This is a genomic window from Brachybacterium sp. P6-10-X1, assembly GCF_001969445.1.
Lineage (GTDB): Bacteria > Actinomycetota > Actinomycetes > Actinomycetales > Dermabacteraceae > Brachybacterium.
The window spans coordinates 2388710-2406755 of record NZ_CP017297.1 but is presented as its reverse complement, the minus strand read 5'-3'; the positions used below and the strand labels follow the sequence as shown (position 1 = coordinate 2406755).

Genomic DNA, 18046 nt, shown 5'->3' with positions numbered 1-18046 from the left:
CATGAGCCCCCGCCCGCAGGCCGTGACCGGCCTGGACGCCGAACCCGCCCTCGCCTCGATCACCCTGACCTGGCAGCCGCTGGGCTGGGACCCGCTGATCGACCACTACCGGATCTATGCCGTCCGCGGCGAGTCCGCGCCCGACGGGAGGAACGAGTCCGAGCTCCTGGCCAAGACGGTCTATCCCCGCTTCGTCCACTCCGATCTCGATCCGGCGGGGGAGACGTGGACCTACGTCGTCCTCGCCGTCTCCGACGCCGGCCGGCGCGGGAGACCGAGCGCCCCGGTGACCGCCGCCTCGCAGCCGTCGGTGATCGCCACCGGTGACGAGGTCGCCGCGATCGGCGCCTTCGACGGTCGCACCCTGGAATTCCTCCACGCCCCCAGCGGATACGCGAACATCCCCGAGCAGTTCCCGGACGCGCTGATCGAATACGACCAGGGCGTCGACGACCCGGGCACGGCCTGGCCCTACCTGCTGCCGGGCCCGGGCGATGCGTGGGCGGGTAGGACGGCCTATCGCGCTCGCTGGACGCTGACGCTGGACGAGGCACCCTCGGCGGACCACGATCTCGCGGTCTGGCTCGTGGACACCACCCGCCTCGGCGGGATCCTGCGGGTCAGCGCGAACGAGGAGCACGTGGTCGACATCGAGCTGCCCGAGGGAGCCACGAGAGGATCCCGGGAAGGGGACGCGACGGTGCCCGGCTCCACGCTGCGACGGTCCTTCCACGAGCACGTCGTCCCCGCTGGGCTGCTGCATGCCGGGGAGAACGTCCTCGAGCTGGAGCTGGCCGAGGGTGGCTGGGTGGCCTGGGACGCGGTGGGGCTGTTCGCTCGGTCCTGACCCGCGCAGCCGACGACCGACCGGTTGGCCGAGCGATCCTCGCGGTGTGCGGTCGCCGGATGGATCCTGCAGCACTCGAGATGCGCTCCGTCGCTGGTGAGAGCATCGGGCCCCGGTGCGCTCGGCGGTACGACGACGGTCCACGGCGACGCGTCACCGGCCGATCGCGTTCAGCGCTGCGCTCAACCGACGCCAGGGCTTGGCGCACTTGTAGAGATGTGATGCCCTCGTGACATGACGAGAACAACGATGCCCCTGAACGACATCCGCACGATCGCCGATGCCGACGGTCCGTTCGCGACCGTGTACCTCGAGGGCCGTTCCCCGGCGGAGGACGCCGCCCAGCAGGTCCGGCTGCGCTGGGAGGAGCTGCGTCGCCGTCTCACCGACGCCGGGGCGGACGAGGCCCAGCTCACCGCGCTGGAGGACGCGATCCTGGTCGAGGAGGTCGGAGAGGTGATGACCGACGGTCGCGTGCTCGTCGCGGGCGCGTCCGGCCTGCTGCTGGACGCCCCGTGGGACGCCGCCCTCGGCGCCGGAGATGCGGCCCATGTCGAGCAGGAGGCCCAGCTCGGCCCCTACCTGCGCGAGCGCTCCCTCTCGGTGCGGATGCTGGTCGCGATCGCCGACCAGCAGGGCGCCGTGGTCCGACAGCTCGTCGTCGCCGCTCAGCACGCGCTCGACGAGCAGGACGAGCAGGAGGTCACCGCCGCCTCCGACGAGTCGGTGCACAAGCCCCGCCAGGGCGCTCTGTCCCACAATCAGATCCAGCGCCGGGCCGACGAGGCCGTGAAGCAGAACGCCCGCGGCGTCGTCGAGCACCTGGCGACGGTCGCCGATCGCTGGTCCCCGGATCTTCTGGTCCTGGCCGGCGAGGTCCAGGGCCGCACGGCCCTGCGGGACGAGCTGCCGGTGGCGCTGTCGGAGATCGCCACCGAGGTCGAGGCCGGAGGGACCGACGACGACGGGGCCGAGCAGGCCCTGGCCGACGCCCTGCGAGAGGTCGCCACCGAGGTCGGCGCACAGCGCACCCGGGAGCTGACCGAGCGCTTCGAGCACGGTCGTGCCCACGGTCTGGCCACCGAGGGCGTCGGTGGCGTCCGGCGGGCGATCGAGCGCGGTGCGGTGGAGACGCTGCTGCTCGAGAGCGAGCGGCACACGACCGACGAGGCCTCGCTGGTCGCCGCCAGTGCTCGGATCGACGCCCAGGTCGGCGTGATCGAGGAGCCGGTCCAGGACGCCGTGGCAGCGCTGCTGCGCTTCGAGATCTCCGACGACACCGCCGACTGACCCCGCGACGGGCCGCGACCGGCCCCGCGCGGACACCGCCGGGTGACCCCGCCACGGGACGGTCCGGTGCGTGTCGAGCGCACGGCGAGTCGAGCCGGCCTCGACTCACCGCATCCACCGGCGCTGTGCCAGCAACCACCGCTCGTACGGGGGCTGCCTGCTGGCGGAGCGCCGGTGGATGCTCTTCGCCCGTTCCCGAGGACTCGCGCAGCACATGTCGCGACATCGCGTGCGTACACTATGGTGCAAAACGGACATACAAGACATACTGGGGTGCATGCGTGGCATCATCCTGGCGGGCGGCACGGGCTCGCGACTGCATCCCTTGACCATCGGCGTCTCGAAGCAGCTCATGCCTGTCTACGACAAGCCGATGATCTACTACCCGCTGAGCACCCTCTTGCTCGCCGGGATCCGCGAGATCCTCATCATCACCGCCCCGGAGGACCAGGCTGCCTTCCAGCGGGTCCTGGGGGACGGGCAGCGATTCGGCGTCCGGCTGGAGTACGTCGCCCAGCCCAGCCCTGATGGCCTCGCCCAGGCCTTCGTGCTCGGGGAGGACTTCCTGGACGGTCAGCATGCCGCGCTGGTGCTGGGGGACAACCTCTTCTACGGCCACGGCATGGGCACCCAGCTGCGCCGCTTCCGCGAGAAGGAGGGTGCGGCCGTGTTCGGGTACTGGGTGAAGGATCCCAGCGCCTACGGCGTGGTCGAGATGGGCGAGGACGGCGTCGCCCTCTCACTGGAGGAGAAGCCGGCCCGGCCCCGCTCGAATCTCGCCGTGCCCGGGCTCTACTTCTACGACGCCACCGTCGTCGAGCGGGCGAAGGCGCTGCAGCCCTCTGCCCGGGGCGAGCTGGAGATCACCGATCTGAACCGCTCCTACCTCGCGGACGGCATGCTGCACGTCGAGGTGCTCAACCGCGGCAGCGCCTGGCTGGACACCGGCACCTTCGCCGATCTCGCCGCCGCCGGCGACTTCATCCGCACCGTCCAGGAACGCCAGGGGCTGTCCATCGGGGCGCCCGAGGAGGTCGCCTGGCGGATGGGCTTCCTCGACGACGACGAGCTCCGCGACCGCGCCGACCCGTTGGTGAAATCCGGCTACGGCCGCTACCTGCTGGACGTCCTGGACCGCGAACGCGCGGACCGGCCCGTCTGACCCGCCCCGCGCGGCATCATCGCCGCGTCCTCACTCCTGCGCGGCACCGCCGCGCCCCGCCCGTGAAGGAGCCCCCGATGTCCCGACATCTCCTGGTCACCGGTGGAGCCGGCTTCATCGGCTCCAACTTCGTCCACCACGTCCTGACCCATACCGACGACACCGTCACCGTGCTGGACAAGCTCACCTACGCCGGCAACGGCACCTCCCTGAAGGGCCTGCTCGAGGACCGCGTGCAGCTCGTGGTCGCGGACGTCGCCGATGCCGCCATGGTGGATCCGCTGGTCGCCGAGGCCGACGCGGTGATCCACTTCGCCGCCGAGTCCCACAACGACAACTCGCTGCACGACCCGACCCCGTTCCTGCAGGCCAACCTCGTCGGCACGTTCACGCTGCTGGAGGCCGCCCGCAAGCACGGCACGCGCTTCCACCACATCTCGACCGACGAGGTCTACGGCGACCTGCCGCTGGATGACCCGGTGCGCTTCACCGAGGCCACGCCGTACAACCCCTCCAGCCCGTACTCGGCGACCAAGGCGGGCTCGGATCTGCTGGTGCGCGCCTGGGTGCGCTCCTTCGGCGTGCAGGCCACGATCTCGAACTGCTCGAACAACTACGGGCCGCGCCAGCACGTGGAGAAGTTCATCCCCCGCCAGATCACCAACCTGATCGACGGGATCCGGCCCCGGCTGTACGGGGCGGGGCAGAACGTGCGCGACTGGATCCATGTCGATGACCACTCCAGCGCCGTGCTCGCGATCCTGGATCGCGGGACGATCGGGGAGACGTACCTGATCGGGGCCGACGGGGAGAGGTCCAATCAGCAGGTCGTCGAGCTGATCCTGACGATGATGGGCCGCGGGGCGACCGACTACGACCACGTCACCGATCGGGCCGGCCACGATCTGCGCTACGCGATCGATGCGACCCGTCTGCGCACCGAGCTGGGCTGGCAGCCCGTCTTTCGCGACTTCGGGGCGGGGCTGGGTGCGACGATCGACTGGTACCGCGATCATGAGTCCTGGTGGCGCCCGCAGAAGGCCGCCACGGAGGCGAAGTACGCCCGGGTCGGGCAGTGAGCGGCGCGCACCCCGGCATCGCAGGGAGCAGAGCGCACTCCGGACTCGCAAAGCGTCGGGCGGGGTCCGGCACCGCAGGGAGAGGACGGCCATGAACCAGCCCCTGGTCCACCCCACCGACATCCCGGGCCTGCTGGTCATCGACCTGCCCGTGCCCGGGGACGCCCGGGGATGGTTCAAGGAGAACTGGCAGCGGCAGAAGCTGCTCGCGGCCGGAGTGCCGGACTTCGCCCCGGTCCAGAACAACATCTCCTACAACCAGGCCGTCGGCGTCACCCGCGGCATCCACGCCGAGCCCTGGGACAAGTACATCTCGGTGGCCACCGGGCGCGTGTTCGGCGCCTGGGTGGACCTGCGCGAGGGCCCGACGTTCGGTGCCGCCTTCTGGCACGAGATCACGCCCGAGATCGCGATCTTCGTCCCCCGCGGCGTCGGCAACGCCTTCCAGACCCTGGAGGCGCCCGCCGCCTACACCTATCTGGTCAGCGACCACTGGTCCGAGGCCGCCCAGTCGCACTACACGTTCCTGAACCTGGCCGACGAGACCGCGGCCATCCCCTGGCCGATCCCGCTGGAGCAGGCGGAGCTGTCCGCCAAGGACCGGGCCCATCCTCGCCTGGCGGACGTCACCCCGGTGCCTCCGCGGCGCACCCTGGTCGTCGGCGGGGGCGGGCAGCTGGGCCGCGCGCTCGCGGCGCGCTGGTCCGAGCGGGCCGACGTCGACGTCGTCACCCGCGAGCGGCTCGACATCGCCGACCCCGGCTCCGTGGGAGCCTTCGACTTCTCGCCCTATGCCGTGATCGTCAACGCCGCCGCATACACGGCGGTCGATGCCGCCGAGACCGCGCCGGGCCGTCGTCAGGCGTGGGCCGCGAACGTCACCGGCGTCGGCCGCCTGGTCGAGGCCGCCCGCACCCACCGGGCCACGCTCGTGCACATCTCCAGCGACTACGTCTTCGACGGCACCCGCGCGCCGCACGACGAGGCCGAGCCGCCGAGCCCTCTGGGCGTGTACGGGCAGACCAAGGCGGCCGGCGACCAGCTGGTGGCCACCCTCGATGACCACTACATCCTGCGCACCTCCTGGGTGATCGGGGAGGGCGCGAACTTCGTGGCCACCATGGCCTCGCTCGCCGAGCGCGGCATCGACCCGAGAGTGGTCGACGACCAGATCGGTCGGCTCACCTTCACCGACGACCTCGCCGCCGCGATCGAGCACCTGCTCACCGTGCGGCCCGTCCCTGGCACCTACAACGTGACCAATGAGGGTGAGCCGGTCAGCTGGGCGCGCATCGCTGCCGAGGTGTTCGCCCGGGCCGGCCATGACCCGGCCCGGGTCGCCCCGGTCAGCACCGCGGCGTACTACGAGGGCAAGGACGGCATCGCCCCGCGCCCGGCCCGCTCGGCGCTGGACCTGGCGAAGCTGCACGGGACCGGCTTCGCCCCGCGCGAGCAGTTCGCGGCGCTGGGGGAGTGGCTGTCGGGGTGAGGTCCGTCTGAGCCGCGTCGACGGATAGCTGTTATCTGGCTTCAGCGCACCGTGATGTGTAAGGATAAGACTTATCCGAACGGGCACTTCTCTCGTCCGTTCGGGTATGGGCTGTCTGAACCAGAGAGGCCGTGCCGACGAGCGGAGCGATGGCATGAACGCCTGGGACGAGCAGGAGTGGCACAACGAGGCGCTGTCCGGTGTCCCGCGCCGCGACCGGCGATCCGGGACGTTCCGGTCGTACGTCACGGACCCACTTGTCGGACACCCGCTGGTGCTCGACATCGAGACCGAGAGACTCCTCGCCCAGGCAGAGCTCGCAGTGCGCGGGGCGGCGAACCTTGGTCGGGATCTGCCGGCCATCTCCCGCTTCCTGCTCCGGTCGGAGGCCATCGCATCGTCCCGCATCGAAGGGATCGCTCCGTCCGCCCGACAGGTCGCCCTGGCCGAACTGGGCCAGAGCGAGACCGTCCGCGGCATCAGCGCACCGGCGCAGCTCGTCGCCAACAACATGACGCTGGTGCGCGACGCCACCACGCGCCTCGCACGTGCCGAGTCGGTCAATGCCGAGGCCATCGTCGACCTCCATGCCGGTCTGCTTGCCGAGGAACCGCTGCATCACGGTCTCCGCACGGTGCAGAACTGGATCGGGGGCTCTGACCGGCACCCTCTGGACGCAGATTTCGTGCCCCCGGCACCGCAGCGCGTCCGTCCAGCCCTGCAGGATCTCGTCGGGTACATGAACGGCGCCTCGCACTCCGCCATCGTGCAGGCGGCGCTCGTCCATGCGCAGTTCGAGACCATCCACCCCTTCACCGACGGCAACGGTCGAGTGGGACGCGCGCTGATCCACACGGTTCTCACTCGCCGAGGGCTGACGCCGGATGCACTGCTCCCCATCAGCCTCGTCCTGTCGACCCTGCGCGAGAGCTACGTGGAGCATCTCCAGGGGTATCGCGAGCAGGCGGAGGACACCGCCGGACGCAACCGATGGGTCCGCTTCTTCGCCGACGTGGCGATACTGGCGAGCGAGCAGGCCGCGAAGCTCGCCGACGAGATCGCGGAGGTTCGTACCGCATGGGATGAGCGACTGACGGTGTCCCGTTCTCAGCGAGGCGCACAGCGCGCTCTGCGCAGCGACTCGGCGACGGCAGTGGTGCTCGCCGACCTCGTCGGCACGCCCGTGCTCACGACGGAGACGGTGCAGAGGATCCACGGGGTTTCGCGCATCGCGGCGCTTCGAGCACTTGAGGAGCTTCAGAGCGCGGACATCCTCTCCGTGCGCTCGATCGGCGCGGGCAAGCATGCCTTCGTCGCGGGAGATGTCCTGGATCTGATCACCTGGGCCGAGCGGCGGCTCGCCAGCACCAGGTTCGACACCAGGCAGTCCCCTCCTCGCGGTGGCTCACCGGCGAGACCGCAGAGCTGATAGGCCGCTGGCACCACCGCCACCGCCCGCGTTCGCGTCTGCACGCGCCCCTCTGGTCCCGTGACGCCGGGCGGCGTCCCCGCTTCGCGGCCGGCCTGCTTGATCCCACCCCGCTCCCGGCGCCGACGACGTCACAAACAAGGTTGAGCCGGCCGGGAGAAGTGGTCAGCCCCGGACGGGCGGCTTTCGTCGGCCACGCAGCGACGCGACGGCCGATGCTGCGTACAGCAGACCCGCGAGGGCGATCACTGCGCCGAACCAGGGGTTCTGCACAATGGTCACGGCACCGAACGGGGTCTCCGCGAGAGCGAGAGCCACGCCGGCAAGTCCGCCCGACGACGTCGGGCGACCGACCGCTGCGGATTGACCGGATCCGCCTTCTGTGAGCGAATGGGCGACTGCTCGCCGTCGTCGTGCACGCATCTCGCGCACCTCCCGGCGTACACACGGTACAGCGGCGCGCCAGAGCTGCCGATGACCTCGAAGGAGAGCGGACATGCAGACCATCGACCTGCTGGTGATCGCGGCCTACCTGGCCGCCACCGCCTGGCTGGGGCTGAAGCTCAGCGGCCGACAGACCGGGCTGAAGGGCTACTTCCTGGGCGGGCGCGACCTGCCGTGGTGGGCGGTGTGCCTGTCCGTGGTGGCCACCGAGACCAGCGCCCTGACCGTCATCGGCATCCCCGTGATGAGCTATCTGGGCAACATCGCCTATCTCCAGCTGGGGCTCGGGTACATCCTCGGCCGCATCGTCGTCGCCTTCTTGATGCTGCCGCGCTACTACGACGGCGAGATGGTCACCGCCTACGCCTACCTGGGCAAGCGCTTCGGCTCCAGCACCCAGACCACCGCGGGCGTCACCTTCCTCATCACCCGGCTGCTGGCCGACGGGATCCGCGTGCTCGCCGCCGCGATCCCGCTGAAGGTGATCCTCGAGGGCCTGGGTGTGGACCTCAGCTACTTCGCGATCACCGTGATCCTGTCCGTGGTGACGATCCTGTACACCTTCATCGGCGGCATCACCGCCGTGGTCTGGGTCGACGTGGTCCAGATGCTGCTCTATGTGCTCGGCGGCATCCTCGCGATCATCGTCGTGGTGACCACCGTCGGCACCGGCTGGCTGGGCGAGGCCGCGGAGGCCGGCAAGACGCAGATGTTCGTGTTCGCCGACAACCCGATCAGCGGCGAGAACTCCTTCATCGCCTCCCTGCTGGGCGGCGCGGTCTATGCGATGGCCTCCCACGGCTCCGACCAGATCGTCGTCCAGCGCCTGCTGGCGTGCCGCTCGAAGGCCGAGGCGCAGAAGGCGATCATCGTCTCCGGCGTGATCGTCACCGTGCAGTTCGCGATCTTCCTGGCCGTGGGCCTGGCCCTGTGGGGCTACTACCAGCAGGCCACCCCGGCCCAGCTCGGGCTGACCAGGGACGACGAGATCTTCCCGCTGTTCATCGTCGAGGCGCTGCCCCCGGGGCTGTCCGGCCTGCTGCTGGCCGGGATCCTCGCCGCCGCGATGTCCACGCTGTCCTCCTCGCTGTCGGCGCTGAGCTCCTCGACCGTCACCGATGTGGTCGCCAAGATCAGGAAGACCCCGATCACCGATGCGCAGGGCCTGCGGATCGGCCGCTGGGCGACGATCGGCTGGGGCCTGGCGTTCATCGCCCCGGCGACCGTCTTCCGCTCCGACGAGGGCAGCATCGTGGTGCTCGCCCTCGGCGTCGCCGGCATCACCTACGGCGGACTGCTGGGCGCCTTCGTCTTCGGCATCGTGAACAAGCGGGCGCGAGCGGTCGACGCCGACATCGCCTTCGTCCTCGCCGTCGCCGTGAACGCGTTCTTCTTCGTGATGGAGAAGTACGTGATCGGCGAGGTGTGGGTGGCCTGGCAGTGGTACCCGCTGCTGGGCGTGATCGTCACCTTCGCCGTGGGCGGGCTGCTGTCGCTGCGGCACCCGGGCCGGGCCGGTGGCGTGTCCGAGGCCCGCACCTCGGTCGACGCTTCCCCGCGCTGAGCAGCACCACGACGTTCGCGGGACGCACGCTCGGGTCATTCAGGACGGTGTCCGGGTGCTCTCGCGGACCAGGAGCCGCAGAGGTGCCCGGGCCTCGACGTCCTCGACCCGGTCGCTCGGGTGGCTGATCAGGCGATCCAGGACATCAAGGGCCCGCGCGGCGACCTGACGCCGGTCCGGAGCGATCGACGTGAGGGACGGGTAGTAGGTGCGGGCGTAGGGGATGTCGTCGAATCCGATGACGGCGACGTCCTGAGGAATCCGCACCTCGTGCCGGAGCAGGGCACGCATGACTCCCTGCGCGACCCAGTCCGTGATCGCGACGATCCCGTCCGGAAGCTCGTCGACGCACTCGAGCAGGTCCTCCGTGGCAGATTCGCCCGCATCCCCGGTGTTCTCCGGGATCTGTCGCAGGAGGTCGGGGCGCAGAGGCAGACCGTGCTCCTGCAGGGCCTCCAGGAATCCCTGGGTCCTCGGTGCCGGTGCGAGCAGCGAGCTGGCGCCGATCATGGCGATTCGCCGGCAGCCACCGGCGACGAGGTGCTGCACGGCCATCTTCCCGGCGCCGTGATTGTCGATGTCGACGTGCGGGGTCCCGGGATCGAAAGCGCGGTTCCCCAGCATCACCAGGGGCACGGTGGAGGCGCGGGCCGCGAGCTCCTCCGGTCCCGTCGTCTGGGAGCTGACGATGAGTCCGTCGATGCGTTGGGCGAAGTTCCCCTCGAGGGCGGCGCGCTCGGTCGCGGCATCGCCCCCGGTCTGATGGATGAGGACGAGCCAGCCGCGACGCTCCGCCGCCTCGACGACCTTGCCGGCGAGCGACGCGAAGTAGGGAAGCTCCAGTCCGGGGACCACGAGCGCGATGACACCGGCTCGACCGCGCGCCAGGTTCCGCGCCGACAGGTTGGGAAGGTAGCCGATCTCGTCGATCGCGGACAGGACGCGCTGCCTGGTCGGCGCGGACACCTTGTCGACCCCGTTGATCACGTTGGAGACCGTCTTCATCGAGACGCCGGCGACCGTCGCGACGTCCGCCATCCGTGGAGGGCCGGTGTGCGGTCTGTCAGTCACGATCTGCATCGTAGGGCCCGCCCGCTGCGGGGCCGGGATCGTCTCACAGGCCCCGGATGCGTCGCAGCTGTGCGGTGCTCTCGCAGCTTCCGTGCCGCGCCGTGCTCGGGCGTCGGAGGTGGGAGGTCGAGGAGACGTCCTGGATGAGACCCCCGGGCGATCCTGAGGGCGTCTGATCCATGATCGCCTGTCGCTCCCTGACCCCACACCGATCGGCCCACCGGTGCCAGCGCGCGCTCAGGGCCTCGACCAGGTCCGGTCGCCGCGCAGCCAGATCCACGGTCTCGGTGCGGTCGCCGCTCAGGTCGTACAGCTCCCAGGGGTGTCCGTGCCGGCGCACGCACTTCCACCGACCCGCCCGGACCGCTCCGTGGCCTTCGTGCTCGAAGTACAGGGTGTGGTCCGTGGAGGGGGCGTCGCCCCGCCATGCGGCGAGCATCGAGCGGCCCTCGGGGCCCGGCCCGACCGGGGAGGGCAGCCCGCTCGGCTCGGGGAGCCCGACGGCATCCAGCACGGTCGGGAGCACGTCGGTCAGCTGATACGGGGTGTGGTTCCATCCCGCCCGGAGCCCGCCGGCCGGCCAGCTGGCGATGAGGGGAGTCGCGATGCCGCCTTCGTGCACCCAGTGCTTGTACTCGCGGAACGGGGAGTTCGAGACGTTGGCCCACGGCCTGCCGTACGAGGCGAAGGAGTCCGGGAGGCCGGGCTCGACCCACGGGGCGTTGCCCTTCTTGACCCGTGCACCGTCGGGGGCGCGCGGGGGCAGGTTGTACGGCACCGGGACCATCTCGTCGGCCCAGCCTGCCGGGATCTCCTCCGCGCACCCGCCGTTGTCCGACAGGAACAGCACCAGCGTGTTCTCGCGGTTCCCGGTCCGCTCCACGGTGTCCAGGACCTGGCCGACAGCGTCGTCCATCGCGGTCACCTGAGCTGCATAGGTCTGCATCCGGCGCGCCTGCCACGCTTTGTCGGCCACGTCCTCCCAGGCGGGGACGTCGCTGTCACGGTCCGAGAGGGTGGGGCGCTGCCCCTCGAAGGCTCCTCGGCGCTCCTGCGAACGCAGGCGATCCCGGCGCACGGCGTCCCAGCCGCGATCATAGACGCCCCGGTAGGAGTCGATCGTCTCCGGGCGGGCGTGCAGCGGCCAGTGCGGCGCCGTGAACGGCAGGTAGAGGAAGAAGGGCCTCCCGTCGGCCCGTGCGTCGATCACCTCCCGCACGGCGCGGCGGGCCAGCTCCTCGGTGAGGTAGAAGTCGGGCTCGTCGATCTCGACGGGTGTCTCGTCCCAGGCCATGGTGGTCGGCGCGAAGTAGCTGCACGCTCCTCCGAGAGGGCCCCAGAAGCGCTCGAATCCGGACCGCGTCGGCCAGGCCTGGTTCGGCGTGCGGACGTCGCGCGCGAGGTGCCACTTCCCGACGGCGCTGGTGCGGTAGCCGTGTGCGCGCAACACCTCCGCCACGGTGAGGCACCGGCTGTCGAGGTCGCCGGGATACCCCGCCGGGAGGGTGTCGCCGGTGAGGATCCCGATCCCGGTCTGGTGGGGGTGCAGCCCGGTCAGCAGGGATGCCCGCGAGGGTGAGCAGCGTGCCGTGCTGTAGAAGCTGCTCATCGTGCAGCCGGTGCCGGCCAGCCGGTCCAGATGGGGCGTGCGGATCTCGCCGCCGTAGCAGCCGAGGTCGGAGAAACCCAGGTCGTCGGCGAGGATGAGGATGATGTTCGGTGCGGCGGGGACCTCGGTGCTCACGCGGACCGCCGATCGGCTCGTGCCTCTTCGAGCTCCTCCCGGATCCGGTCCCCGCCGTTCTGGCGCCAGCTCGCCACTCCGGCGTCCCACGCGGAGACCGGTTTGCGGCCTTGCAGGATGTCGTTGGTGAGGTCGTTGAGACGCCCGCCGATGCTTCCTCCGATCCGGGTGCTCGTCTCGGAGTAGAGCCCGAGGGTCGGGTCGCGCACCCCGTACTCCACGGCCGTCTTCTGCGCGTCGTACCAGTTCTGTGTCGAGTCGCGGTTGCCCGGTACGTAGATCGGCCAGGGGGCGTCGGTCAGGTAGCGGAAGCCGAGCGCCGTCTCGCTGGTTCCTCGGTCCGTGGGCATCGGGTCGCTCCCGTCCATGGTGTAGTGCACGCCTTCGATGCCGTAGACGCGGAAGAGGTACTCCGCGGTCCCGAAGGGAGCGGCGAGGTAGTTCAGAACTCGCAGAAAGGCCTGGACGCGGTCCGCGGCGTCCTTCCTGATCGCTGAGATGCCGTACGTCGGGTTCGCCAACCACGCGCACGCCCTGCCCGGGTCACCATCGAAGCCCGGGGTCCGCATCGCAGTCATGGCGAACTGGTCGCCGGAGGTCTGGGCCTGATGGAACTGGGGCCAGGCGGAGAAGGTGTCGAAGATGAAGTAGTTGCGCCCCGACCCGAACCAGCTCTTGCGGTCGCTGGACTGGGAGCCGAACGTCCCGGGGTTGAGCACCCCGGCGTCGACCAGCTTGCGTGCGGCGGACAGGGCCTCCTTCTGCTCCTCGGCTTCGAAGGAGCTGGTCAGCGCGCCGTCGACCTCGACCCATCCGTTCGGGATGCCGAGCATCTGGCGGATCAGGTCCAGCGGCACGGATCCGAGCGCGAAGACGTTCTCCTGCGGTTCCGTGAGCTCTTCGCACAGCGCGAGGAACTCGTCGAACGATCGCGGGTCCTGGTCGATGCCCTTCTTCTCGAGCAGGTCGGCGCGCTCGTAGAGGATGTTCGTGCTCATGACGCCGCGAGGGACGGGAACACCCATGATCTTGCCGTTGTAGGCCGTCTCCCGCCAGGTGTCGGTGGGGATGTTCGCGAGGAACGGGTAGTCCTCGGCGGCGCTGCCCGAGAGGTGCGAGGTGAGGTCCGCTGCGGAGGCGTCGAGGAACTGAGGAAGCAGCGGGGTGCCTCCGGCGACGGCGAACAGCTCGGGCAGGGAATCACCGGCGACGGTGGTCGCGAACTTCTGTCCCCAATCGGGGGCCGGGACGATGTTGAGCTCGAGCTCGGAGCCGAGGCGGGTGTTCAGCTCCTGCCAGAAGGCGTTGCGGGAGGCGTCCGGAGGGACGGGCTTGTCCGTGCGCACCAGGGCGGAGATCAGGTCTCCGTCGGCGGGCGGCTCGGAGATCGTCGTGACGGGATCGGCGGGATAGGAGAAGTATCCGTTCATCAGCCCGGTGTCCGGGTCCCCCCGGAGATCGGGGTCGACCCCCTGGTACGGGATGTGGGTGGGAAGCGGGACCGGGGCGTTCGCGAACTCAGCGGGGATGCCGCCTCGTCCCTCGTTGCTGCAGGACGCGGTCAGTGCGACGCCGGCGGCGGCCGCGCCCGTGAGCGCGGCGCGACGGGTGATGTCGTGCTTGGTCATGAGAGACCTCCGAGAGGTGGAAGGGGTGTCGCGGTGGGCTCCGGCCCCGTCATCGTGGGCGCGGGGCCGGTCATGGTGGGCGCGGAGCTCGTCATCCCTTCACGGCGCCGGTGAGGACGCCCTTGGTGAAGTGACGCTGGAGGAAGGGGTAGACGATGACGATGGGGACGATGGAGATGACGAGGATCGCCATCTGGATCGTGGTCTGGGGCGGCGCGGCTTCGACCGCCTGGCCCATCTCCGCCGTGCCCATCTCGGTCCCGTTGATGACGTAGGTGCGCAGCACCATCTGCAGGGGCCATTTCGAGGCGTCGTTGAGGTAGAGCAGGGCGTTGAAGAAGGCGTTCCAGTAGCCGACCCCGTAGAAGAGCCCGACCACGGCGAGCACGGCCTTCGACAGGGGCAGGGCGATGCGGCGGAAGATCTGCCACTCGGAGGCGCCGTCGATGCGGGCGGCATCGATCAGCTCCTCGGGCAGGTTCACGAAGAATGCGCGCACGACGATGACGTTGAAGGCGCTGACCGCGGTGGGGAGGATCAGGGCCCAGAGGCTGTCGATGAGGTTGAACTGTCGCACCACCAGATAGGTGGGGATCAGTCCGGGGGCGAACAGGAGGCTGACCAGCACGAGCAGCAGCATCTGCTTGTTGGCAACGGTGCCGCGGCGGGACAGTGCCCAGGCCAGGGTCGAGGTCAGGATGAGACTGATCAGCGTTCCGACCCCGGTGACGAAGATGCTGACCAGGAGTGCTCGGGTGACGACGCCGCCGGAGAGGATCGACTGGTAGGCGGTGAGGTCGATGTCCCGGGGAAGAGCACGAACCCTCCGGCCTCGGTGACCTGATCGGCCGGTGCGATGCTCGTGGAGATGATCCCGATGAAGGGGACGACCACCATGGCGCAGGCGATGAGGAGGATGATTGCTTTGAGCGTCTTCTCCACGGGACCGGCGCCGTCCCGGATCCCGGGGGAGCGGGACGCCTGTCGGCGGGGTCGGGGGTTTCCGGTGGGCTGTGCGGGGTCGTCGTCGATGCGGATGGTCATGCCTTGTACACCCCCTGCTCGCCGAAGGCATGGGCGAGCTTGTTCGCGGAGAGGACGAGGACGAGCCCCACGGCGCTCTTGACGAGGCCGACGGCGGCCGCCGTGCCCCATTGGCCACCGGCGATGCCCTCGTTGTAGACGTAGGTGTCCAGCACTTCGCTCGCGTCGATACCGACGGCCTGCTGCTGAAGGATGATCTGCTCGAATCCGACGCTCAGCGAATTACCGAGCTGCAGGATGAACAGCAGGATGATGATGGGCCGCATCCCCGGGAGGGTCACGTGCCACATCTGCCGGAATCGCGAGGCACCGTCGACCGCTGCGGCCTCGTAGAGGCTGCGATCGATCCCGGCCAGGACCGCGAGGAACAGGATCGTCGCCCATCCCGTGTCCTTCCAGATCACCTGGGAGGTCAGGAGCAGCTTGAAGATCTCGGCATTGCCGATGATGTGGAGGGTCTCCAGGCCGTTCGCGCGCAGGAAGTTGTTGATCATGCCCGATCCGCCGAGCACCTGCTGGAACACCGCGACGACGATCACCCACGACAGGAAGTGGGGCAAGTAGAGGATCGATTGGATGGTCTGCCGCAGCTTGTTGGAGAGGAGGCTGTTGAGGATCAGGGCGAGGACGATCGGGATGGGGAAGACGAAGACGGACTGGATGAGCGTCAGGATCAACGTGTTCCACAGAGCGTTCAGGAACGCGGGGTCGTTGCTGACCAGGATGCTGAAGTTCTGGAAGCCGACCCAGAGGCTCTCGCCGATGCCCAGGAAGGGACGGAAATCCTGGAAGGCGATGACGTTGCCGAGCAGCGGGTAGTACTGGAAGGCGAAGAGGATCACCATGCCGGGGACGGCAAGCAGTAGGACGGTCCGATCGCGGAGGATGCGCCGCCACAGCGATTGCGGTGCCCGGCGCTCCAGGGGACGCGGCGACGGGTCCTCCTCCGGGGGGGTGTCAGGGGGCTGGTCGGGGTCAGGGGGGATGCGACGGTCGAGGTCGACGGTCATGAGTACGGCTCCTCCTGTGCACCGCTCGACATCGTGCGGGGCATCGGTAGACGGAAGCTTTCCTGCCCGGTCGCCGACACGTGAGCGCGCGGCACCTGATCGCACGACGATGTCGATCAGCGGTACGGCCCGTCCGTTTCGTGGCCCGGCCCTCGAAATACTCATGGCTGGTACAGCGCTGTACCAGCGGTTGCCGTCTGTTGCTTCTCACGTTGTAGGTCTCCTGTCGCGCCCGAATGCTCCGGGTGCTCGAGAGCCGGCCCCGGCACAGCGCGGAGCGCGCGGCGGCGATGCGGGAGGGCTGCGCCGAGCTCCGGCGGGCCGGGGAGGACGGGATCACCGGCTGGTCCGCCCGGGACGACCCGGGGCACGATGTGCGGCTGCGGGGCTCAGCGCCGCAGCTGGGGCACCGTGAGCCTTCGCAGTCGTCCGGGGGCGTACCGGCCAGCGGGGCGGCGGCAATGCCGCCCGCCTCAGCGCCCCAGCAGTCGGGCGAAGAACCCCTTGGTGGGGGTGGCGTCGGCGTGACCGGGGCAGCGCTCGCCGGTCGGGACATCCTGCATCACCTGATCGACGTGACGGCCGCATCCGGCCCAGGTGGTCTTTCCGCAGGTGCGGCAAGTGGCGGCTCGGCACATCGGGGGATCCTTCCGGTGGGGTGGAGGGTGGTCAGCGGGCGTCGTCGGCGGTTGCGGCCCGCTCGTGCTGCTGGGCGGTCCATCGGGACCACGCGGTGTAGCTGCCGTCCAGCTCGGTGACCTCGTGGCCCGCACGGCGCAGCGCCGAAGCCGCCACGGAGTTGCGCACCCCGGACTGACAGAAGGTCACGAGGCGCCCCGTCTCCGGGGACGGCAGCTGGTCCTGGTGGAACAGGACCTTGCCGGCGGAGAGCTGACCGGCCCCGGGCACGGTGCCGGCGGCGTGCTCGCCCCGGGTGCGCACGTCCAGCGGGACCGCCTCGGACCTGCGTATCTGCTGGTGCAGCTCGTCGGGCGAGATGATCGACGGCACGGCGGACGGCAGCCCCTCGAGGGTCGGGGTGTATCCGATCAGCGCATCGACGCCGACGCGGACGAAGTGGTCGCCGTACTCGCGGGCCTGCTCGGTATCCCGGGCGAGGACCACCAGCTCCGCGTCGTCCGTGTCCGGGTCGACGGCCCAGGCGATGTGGGTGGCGGCCTTGCCGAGCGCCGGGAGGTTCAGCGCGCCCGGGACGGTGCCGCCGTGGACCTCGTCCACGGAGCGGGTGTCGATCAGGGCGAGGCTGCCGTCCTCGAGGCCGCGCGCCAGCTCGTCGATCGAGACCTCGCGCGGCGCGCCGCGCTCGCCGAGCAGGTCAGGACCTTGCTGGTTCAGGCGCTTCATCCGCGCGAAGTAGGCGTGCGCGTCGGGCTGACCGTCCAGCAGCTCGTCGACGAAGCCCTGCTCGTCGCCGGCCGCGAGGTGCGTGCCCCACCAGGCGAAGCGGCGTTCGTACCCCACGGTGGTCGAGGGGAGGGCACCGATCGCCTTGCCGCAGGCCGAGCCGGCGCCGTGGCCGGGGAGGACCTGCACGTGGTCGGGCAGGGCGAGGAACACGTCCCGCAGCGAGGCGAAGAGCTGCCTCGCCCCGGCGAAGCGGGTGTCCTGCATGCCCACGGCCTCGTCGAGCAGGTCGGGGCGACCTACGTCCCCGGAGAAGACGAAATCGCCGGTGAGGATGTACCCGGGTTCGTCGGCGAACGTCCCGTCGGTGACGAGATAGGAGAGGTGCTCGGGAGTGTGCCCGGGCGTGTGGCGGGCGGTGACGGTGATGTTGCCCAGCGTGATGGTGTCGCCCTCGTGCAGCCGCTCGGCCTCGAAGCCGTACTGCCAGTCCTCGCCGCCGGTGCCGGGCACGTACGCTCTCGCGCCGGTCGCGGCGGCGAGCTCGCGGGTGCCGGAGAGGAAGTCGGCGTGCAGGTGGGTCTCGGTCACCGCGGTGATCCGCAGGCCGTGCCTCGCGGCGAGGTCCAGGTACTCCTGGATGTCACGGCGGGGGTCGACCACCAGGGCGTCGCCGCTGGCCTGGCAGGCGATCAGGTAACTGGTCTGGGACAGGTCCTCGTCATGGATGCGTTCGAGAAGCACGGGTTCCTCCTCAGGGGCCTCTCGGGCCCGGATGGTGCGGATGCCCCGAGACTAGACGGTACCCCCCGGGGTATGCAAGACACCCCTGGGGGTATATCGTAGAAGCTCGCGACACCGGTCCATCATCACCAGGAGG

Annotated in this window: 14 protein-coding genes; 7 read left to right on the top strand and 7 right to left on the bottom strand. The window is 69.9% G+C overall.

Going from position 1 to position 18046, the window contains the following annotated elements:
- The first annotated feature begins 1 nt into the window (after nt 1).
- The 7 genes from BH708_RS10885 (at nt 2) to BH708_RS10855 (ending at nt 9304) form a co-directional block, all read left to right on the top strand.
- Nucleotides 2-847 (top strand): polysaccharide lyase family protein, encoded by an 846-nt coding sequence (locus BH708_RS10885; RefSeq protein ID WP_076808642.1) that lies wholly within the window; start codon nt 2-4, stop codon nt 845-847.
- A 249-nt stretch (nt 848-1096) separates the two neighbouring features.
- Nucleotides 1097-2137: a hypothetical protein gene (locus BH708_RS10880; RefSeq protein ID WP_076808640.1), complete on the top strand. Its 1041-nt coding sequence runs from the start codon at nt 1097-1099 to the stop codon at nt 2135-2137.
- A gap of 277 nt (nt 2138-2414) precedes the next feature.
- The gene (gene rfbA / locus BH708_RS10875; protein WP_076808637.1) at nt 2415-3299 is read left to right on the top strand and encodes a glucose-1-phosphate thymidylyltransferase RfbA; all 885 of its coding nucleotides are present in this window, start codon (nt 2415-2417) and stop codon (nt 3297-3299) included.
- 77 nt (nt 3300-3376) lie between these two features.
- A complete protein-coding gene (gene rfbB, locus BH708_RS10870) occupies nt 3377-4378 on the top strand; it encodes a dTDP-glucose 4,6-dehydratase (RefSeq protein WP_076808635.1) in 1002 nt (333 codons plus the stop codon).
- A 91-nt stretch (nt 4379-4469) separates the two neighbouring features.
- Nucleotides 4470-5867: a bifunctional dTDP-4-dehydrorhamnose 3,5-epimerase family protein/NAD(P)-dependent oxidoreductase gene (locus BH708_RS10865; protein WP_076808633.1), complete on the top strand. Its 1398-nt coding sequence runs from the start codon at nt 4470-4472 to the stop codon at nt 5865-5867.
- 154 nt (nt 5868-6021) lie between these two features.
- Complete coding sequence (locus BH708_RS10860) at nt 6022-7296, top strand: Fic family protein (RefSeq protein ID WP_076808631.1); 1275 nt, start codon at nt 6022-6024, stop codon at nt 7294-7296.
- A 496-nt stretch (nt 7297-7792) separates the two neighbouring features.
- The gene (locus BH708_RS10855) at nt 7793-9304 is read left to right on the top strand and encodes a sodium:solute symporter (protein ID WP_076808629.1); all 1512 of its coding nucleotides are present in this window, start codon (nt 7793-7795) and stop codon (nt 9302-9304) included.
- A 39-nt stretch (nt 9305-9343) separates the two neighbouring features.
- Here the strand turns inward: BH708_RS10855 and BH708_RS10850 are convergent, their stop codons facing one another.
- The 7 genes from BH708_RS10850 to BH708_RS10825 all read right to left on the bottom strand — a co-directional run bounded on the left by BH708_RS10850 (nt 9344) and on the right by BH708_RS10825 (nt 17910).
- Entirely contained in the window at nt 9344-10375 is a 1032-nt protein-coding gene (locus tag BH708_RS10850) for a LacI family DNA-binding transcriptional regulator (protein WP_172805755.1), read from the bottom strand.
- A 43-nt stretch (nt 10376-10418) separates the two neighbouring features.
- The gene (locus BH708_RS10845) at nt 10419-12119 is read right to left on the bottom strand and encodes an arylsulfatase (RefSeq protein ID WP_076808625.1); all 1701 of its coding nucleotides are present in this window, start codon (nt 12117-12119) and stop codon (nt 10419-10421) included.
- Nucleotides 12116-13747 (bottom strand): extracellular solute-binding protein, encoded by a 1632-nt coding sequence (locus BH708_RS10840; protein ID WP_076808623.1) that lies wholly within the window; start codon nt 13745-13747, stop codon nt 12116-12118. Before BH708_RS10840 ends, BH708_RS10845 begins: the two co-directional genes overlap by 4 nt.
- Before the next feature lie 91 nt (nt 13748-13838).
- Complete coding sequence (locus BH708_RS20360) at nt 13839-14387, bottom strand: carbohydrate ABC transporter permease (protein ID WP_253705306.1); 549 nt, start codon at nt 14385-14387, stop codon at nt 13839-13841.
- Nucleotides 14388-14455: 68 nt separating this feature from the next.
- Nucleotides 14456-14791 (bottom strand): hypothetical protein, encoded by a 336-nt coding sequence (locus BH708_RS20355; RefSeq protein WP_253705305.1) that lies wholly within the window; start codon nt 14789-14791, stop codon nt 14456-14458.
- Nucleotides 14788-15801 carry a sugar ABC transporter permease gene (locus tag BH708_RS10830; protein WP_216639463.1) on the bottom strand — a complete coding sequence of 338 codons (1014 nt, stop codon included), beginning with the start codon at nt 15799-15801 and terminating at the stop codon, nt 14788-14790. Before BH708_RS10830 ends, BH708_RS20355 begins: the two co-directional genes overlap by 4 nt.
- A gap of 669 nt (nt 15802-16470) precedes the next feature.
- Nucleotides 16471-17910 carry a rhodanese-like domain-containing protein gene (locus BH708_RS10825; protein WP_076808621.1) on the bottom strand — a complete coding sequence of 480 codons (1440 nt, stop codon included), beginning with the start codon at nt 17908-17910 and terminating at the stop codon, nt 16471-16473.
- Between the last annotated feature and the right edge of the window lie 136 nt (nt 17911-18046).

Excerpts from the sequence above, each read along its gene's own strand:
- BH708_RS10885 (WP_076808642.1), top strand. The coding sequence starts at position 2 with ATGAGCCCCCGCCCGCAGGCCGTGACCGGCCTGGACGCCGAACCCGCC.
- BH708_RS10880 (WP_076808640.1), top strand. The coding sequence starts at position 1,097 with ATGCCCCTGAACGACATCCGCACGATCGCCGATGCCGACGGTCCGTTC.
- rfbA (WP_076808637.1), top strand. The coding sequence starts at position 2,415 with ATGCGTGGCATCATCCTGGCGGGCGGCACGGGCTCGCGACTGCATCCC.
- rfbB (WP_076808635.1), top strand. The coding sequence starts at position 3,377 with ATGTCCCGACATCTCCTGGTCACCGGTGGAGCCGGCTTCATCGGCTCC.
- BH708_RS10865 (WP_076808633.1), top strand. The coding sequence starts at position 4,470 with ATGAACCAGCCCCTGGTCCACCCCACCGACATCCCGGGCCTGCTGGTC.
- BH708_RS10860 (WP_076808631.1), top strand. The coding sequence starts at position 6,022 with ATGAACGCCTGGGACGAGCAGGAGTGGCACAACGAGGCGCTGTCCGGT.
- BH708_RS10855 (WP_076808629.1), top strand. The coding sequence starts at position 7,793 with ATGCAGACCATCGACCTGCTGGTGATCGCGGCCTACCTGGCCGCCACC.
- BH708_RS10840 (WP_076808623.1), bottom strand. The coding sequence starts at position 13,747 with ATGACCAAGCACGACATCACCCGTCGCGCCGCGCTCACGGGCGCGGCC.
- BH708_RS20360 (WP_253705306.1), bottom strand. The coding sequence starts at position 14,387 with ATGCTGCTGCTCGTGCTGGTCAGCCTCCTGTTCGCCCCCGGACTGATC.
- BH708_RS20355 (WP_253705305.1), bottom strand. The coding sequence starts at position 14,791 with ATGACCATCCGCATCGACGACGACCCCGCACAGCCCACCGGAAACCCC.
- BH708_RS10830 (WP_216639463.1), bottom strand. The coding sequence starts at position 15,801 with ATGACCGTCGACCTCGACCGTCGCATCCCCCCTGACCCCGACCAGCCC.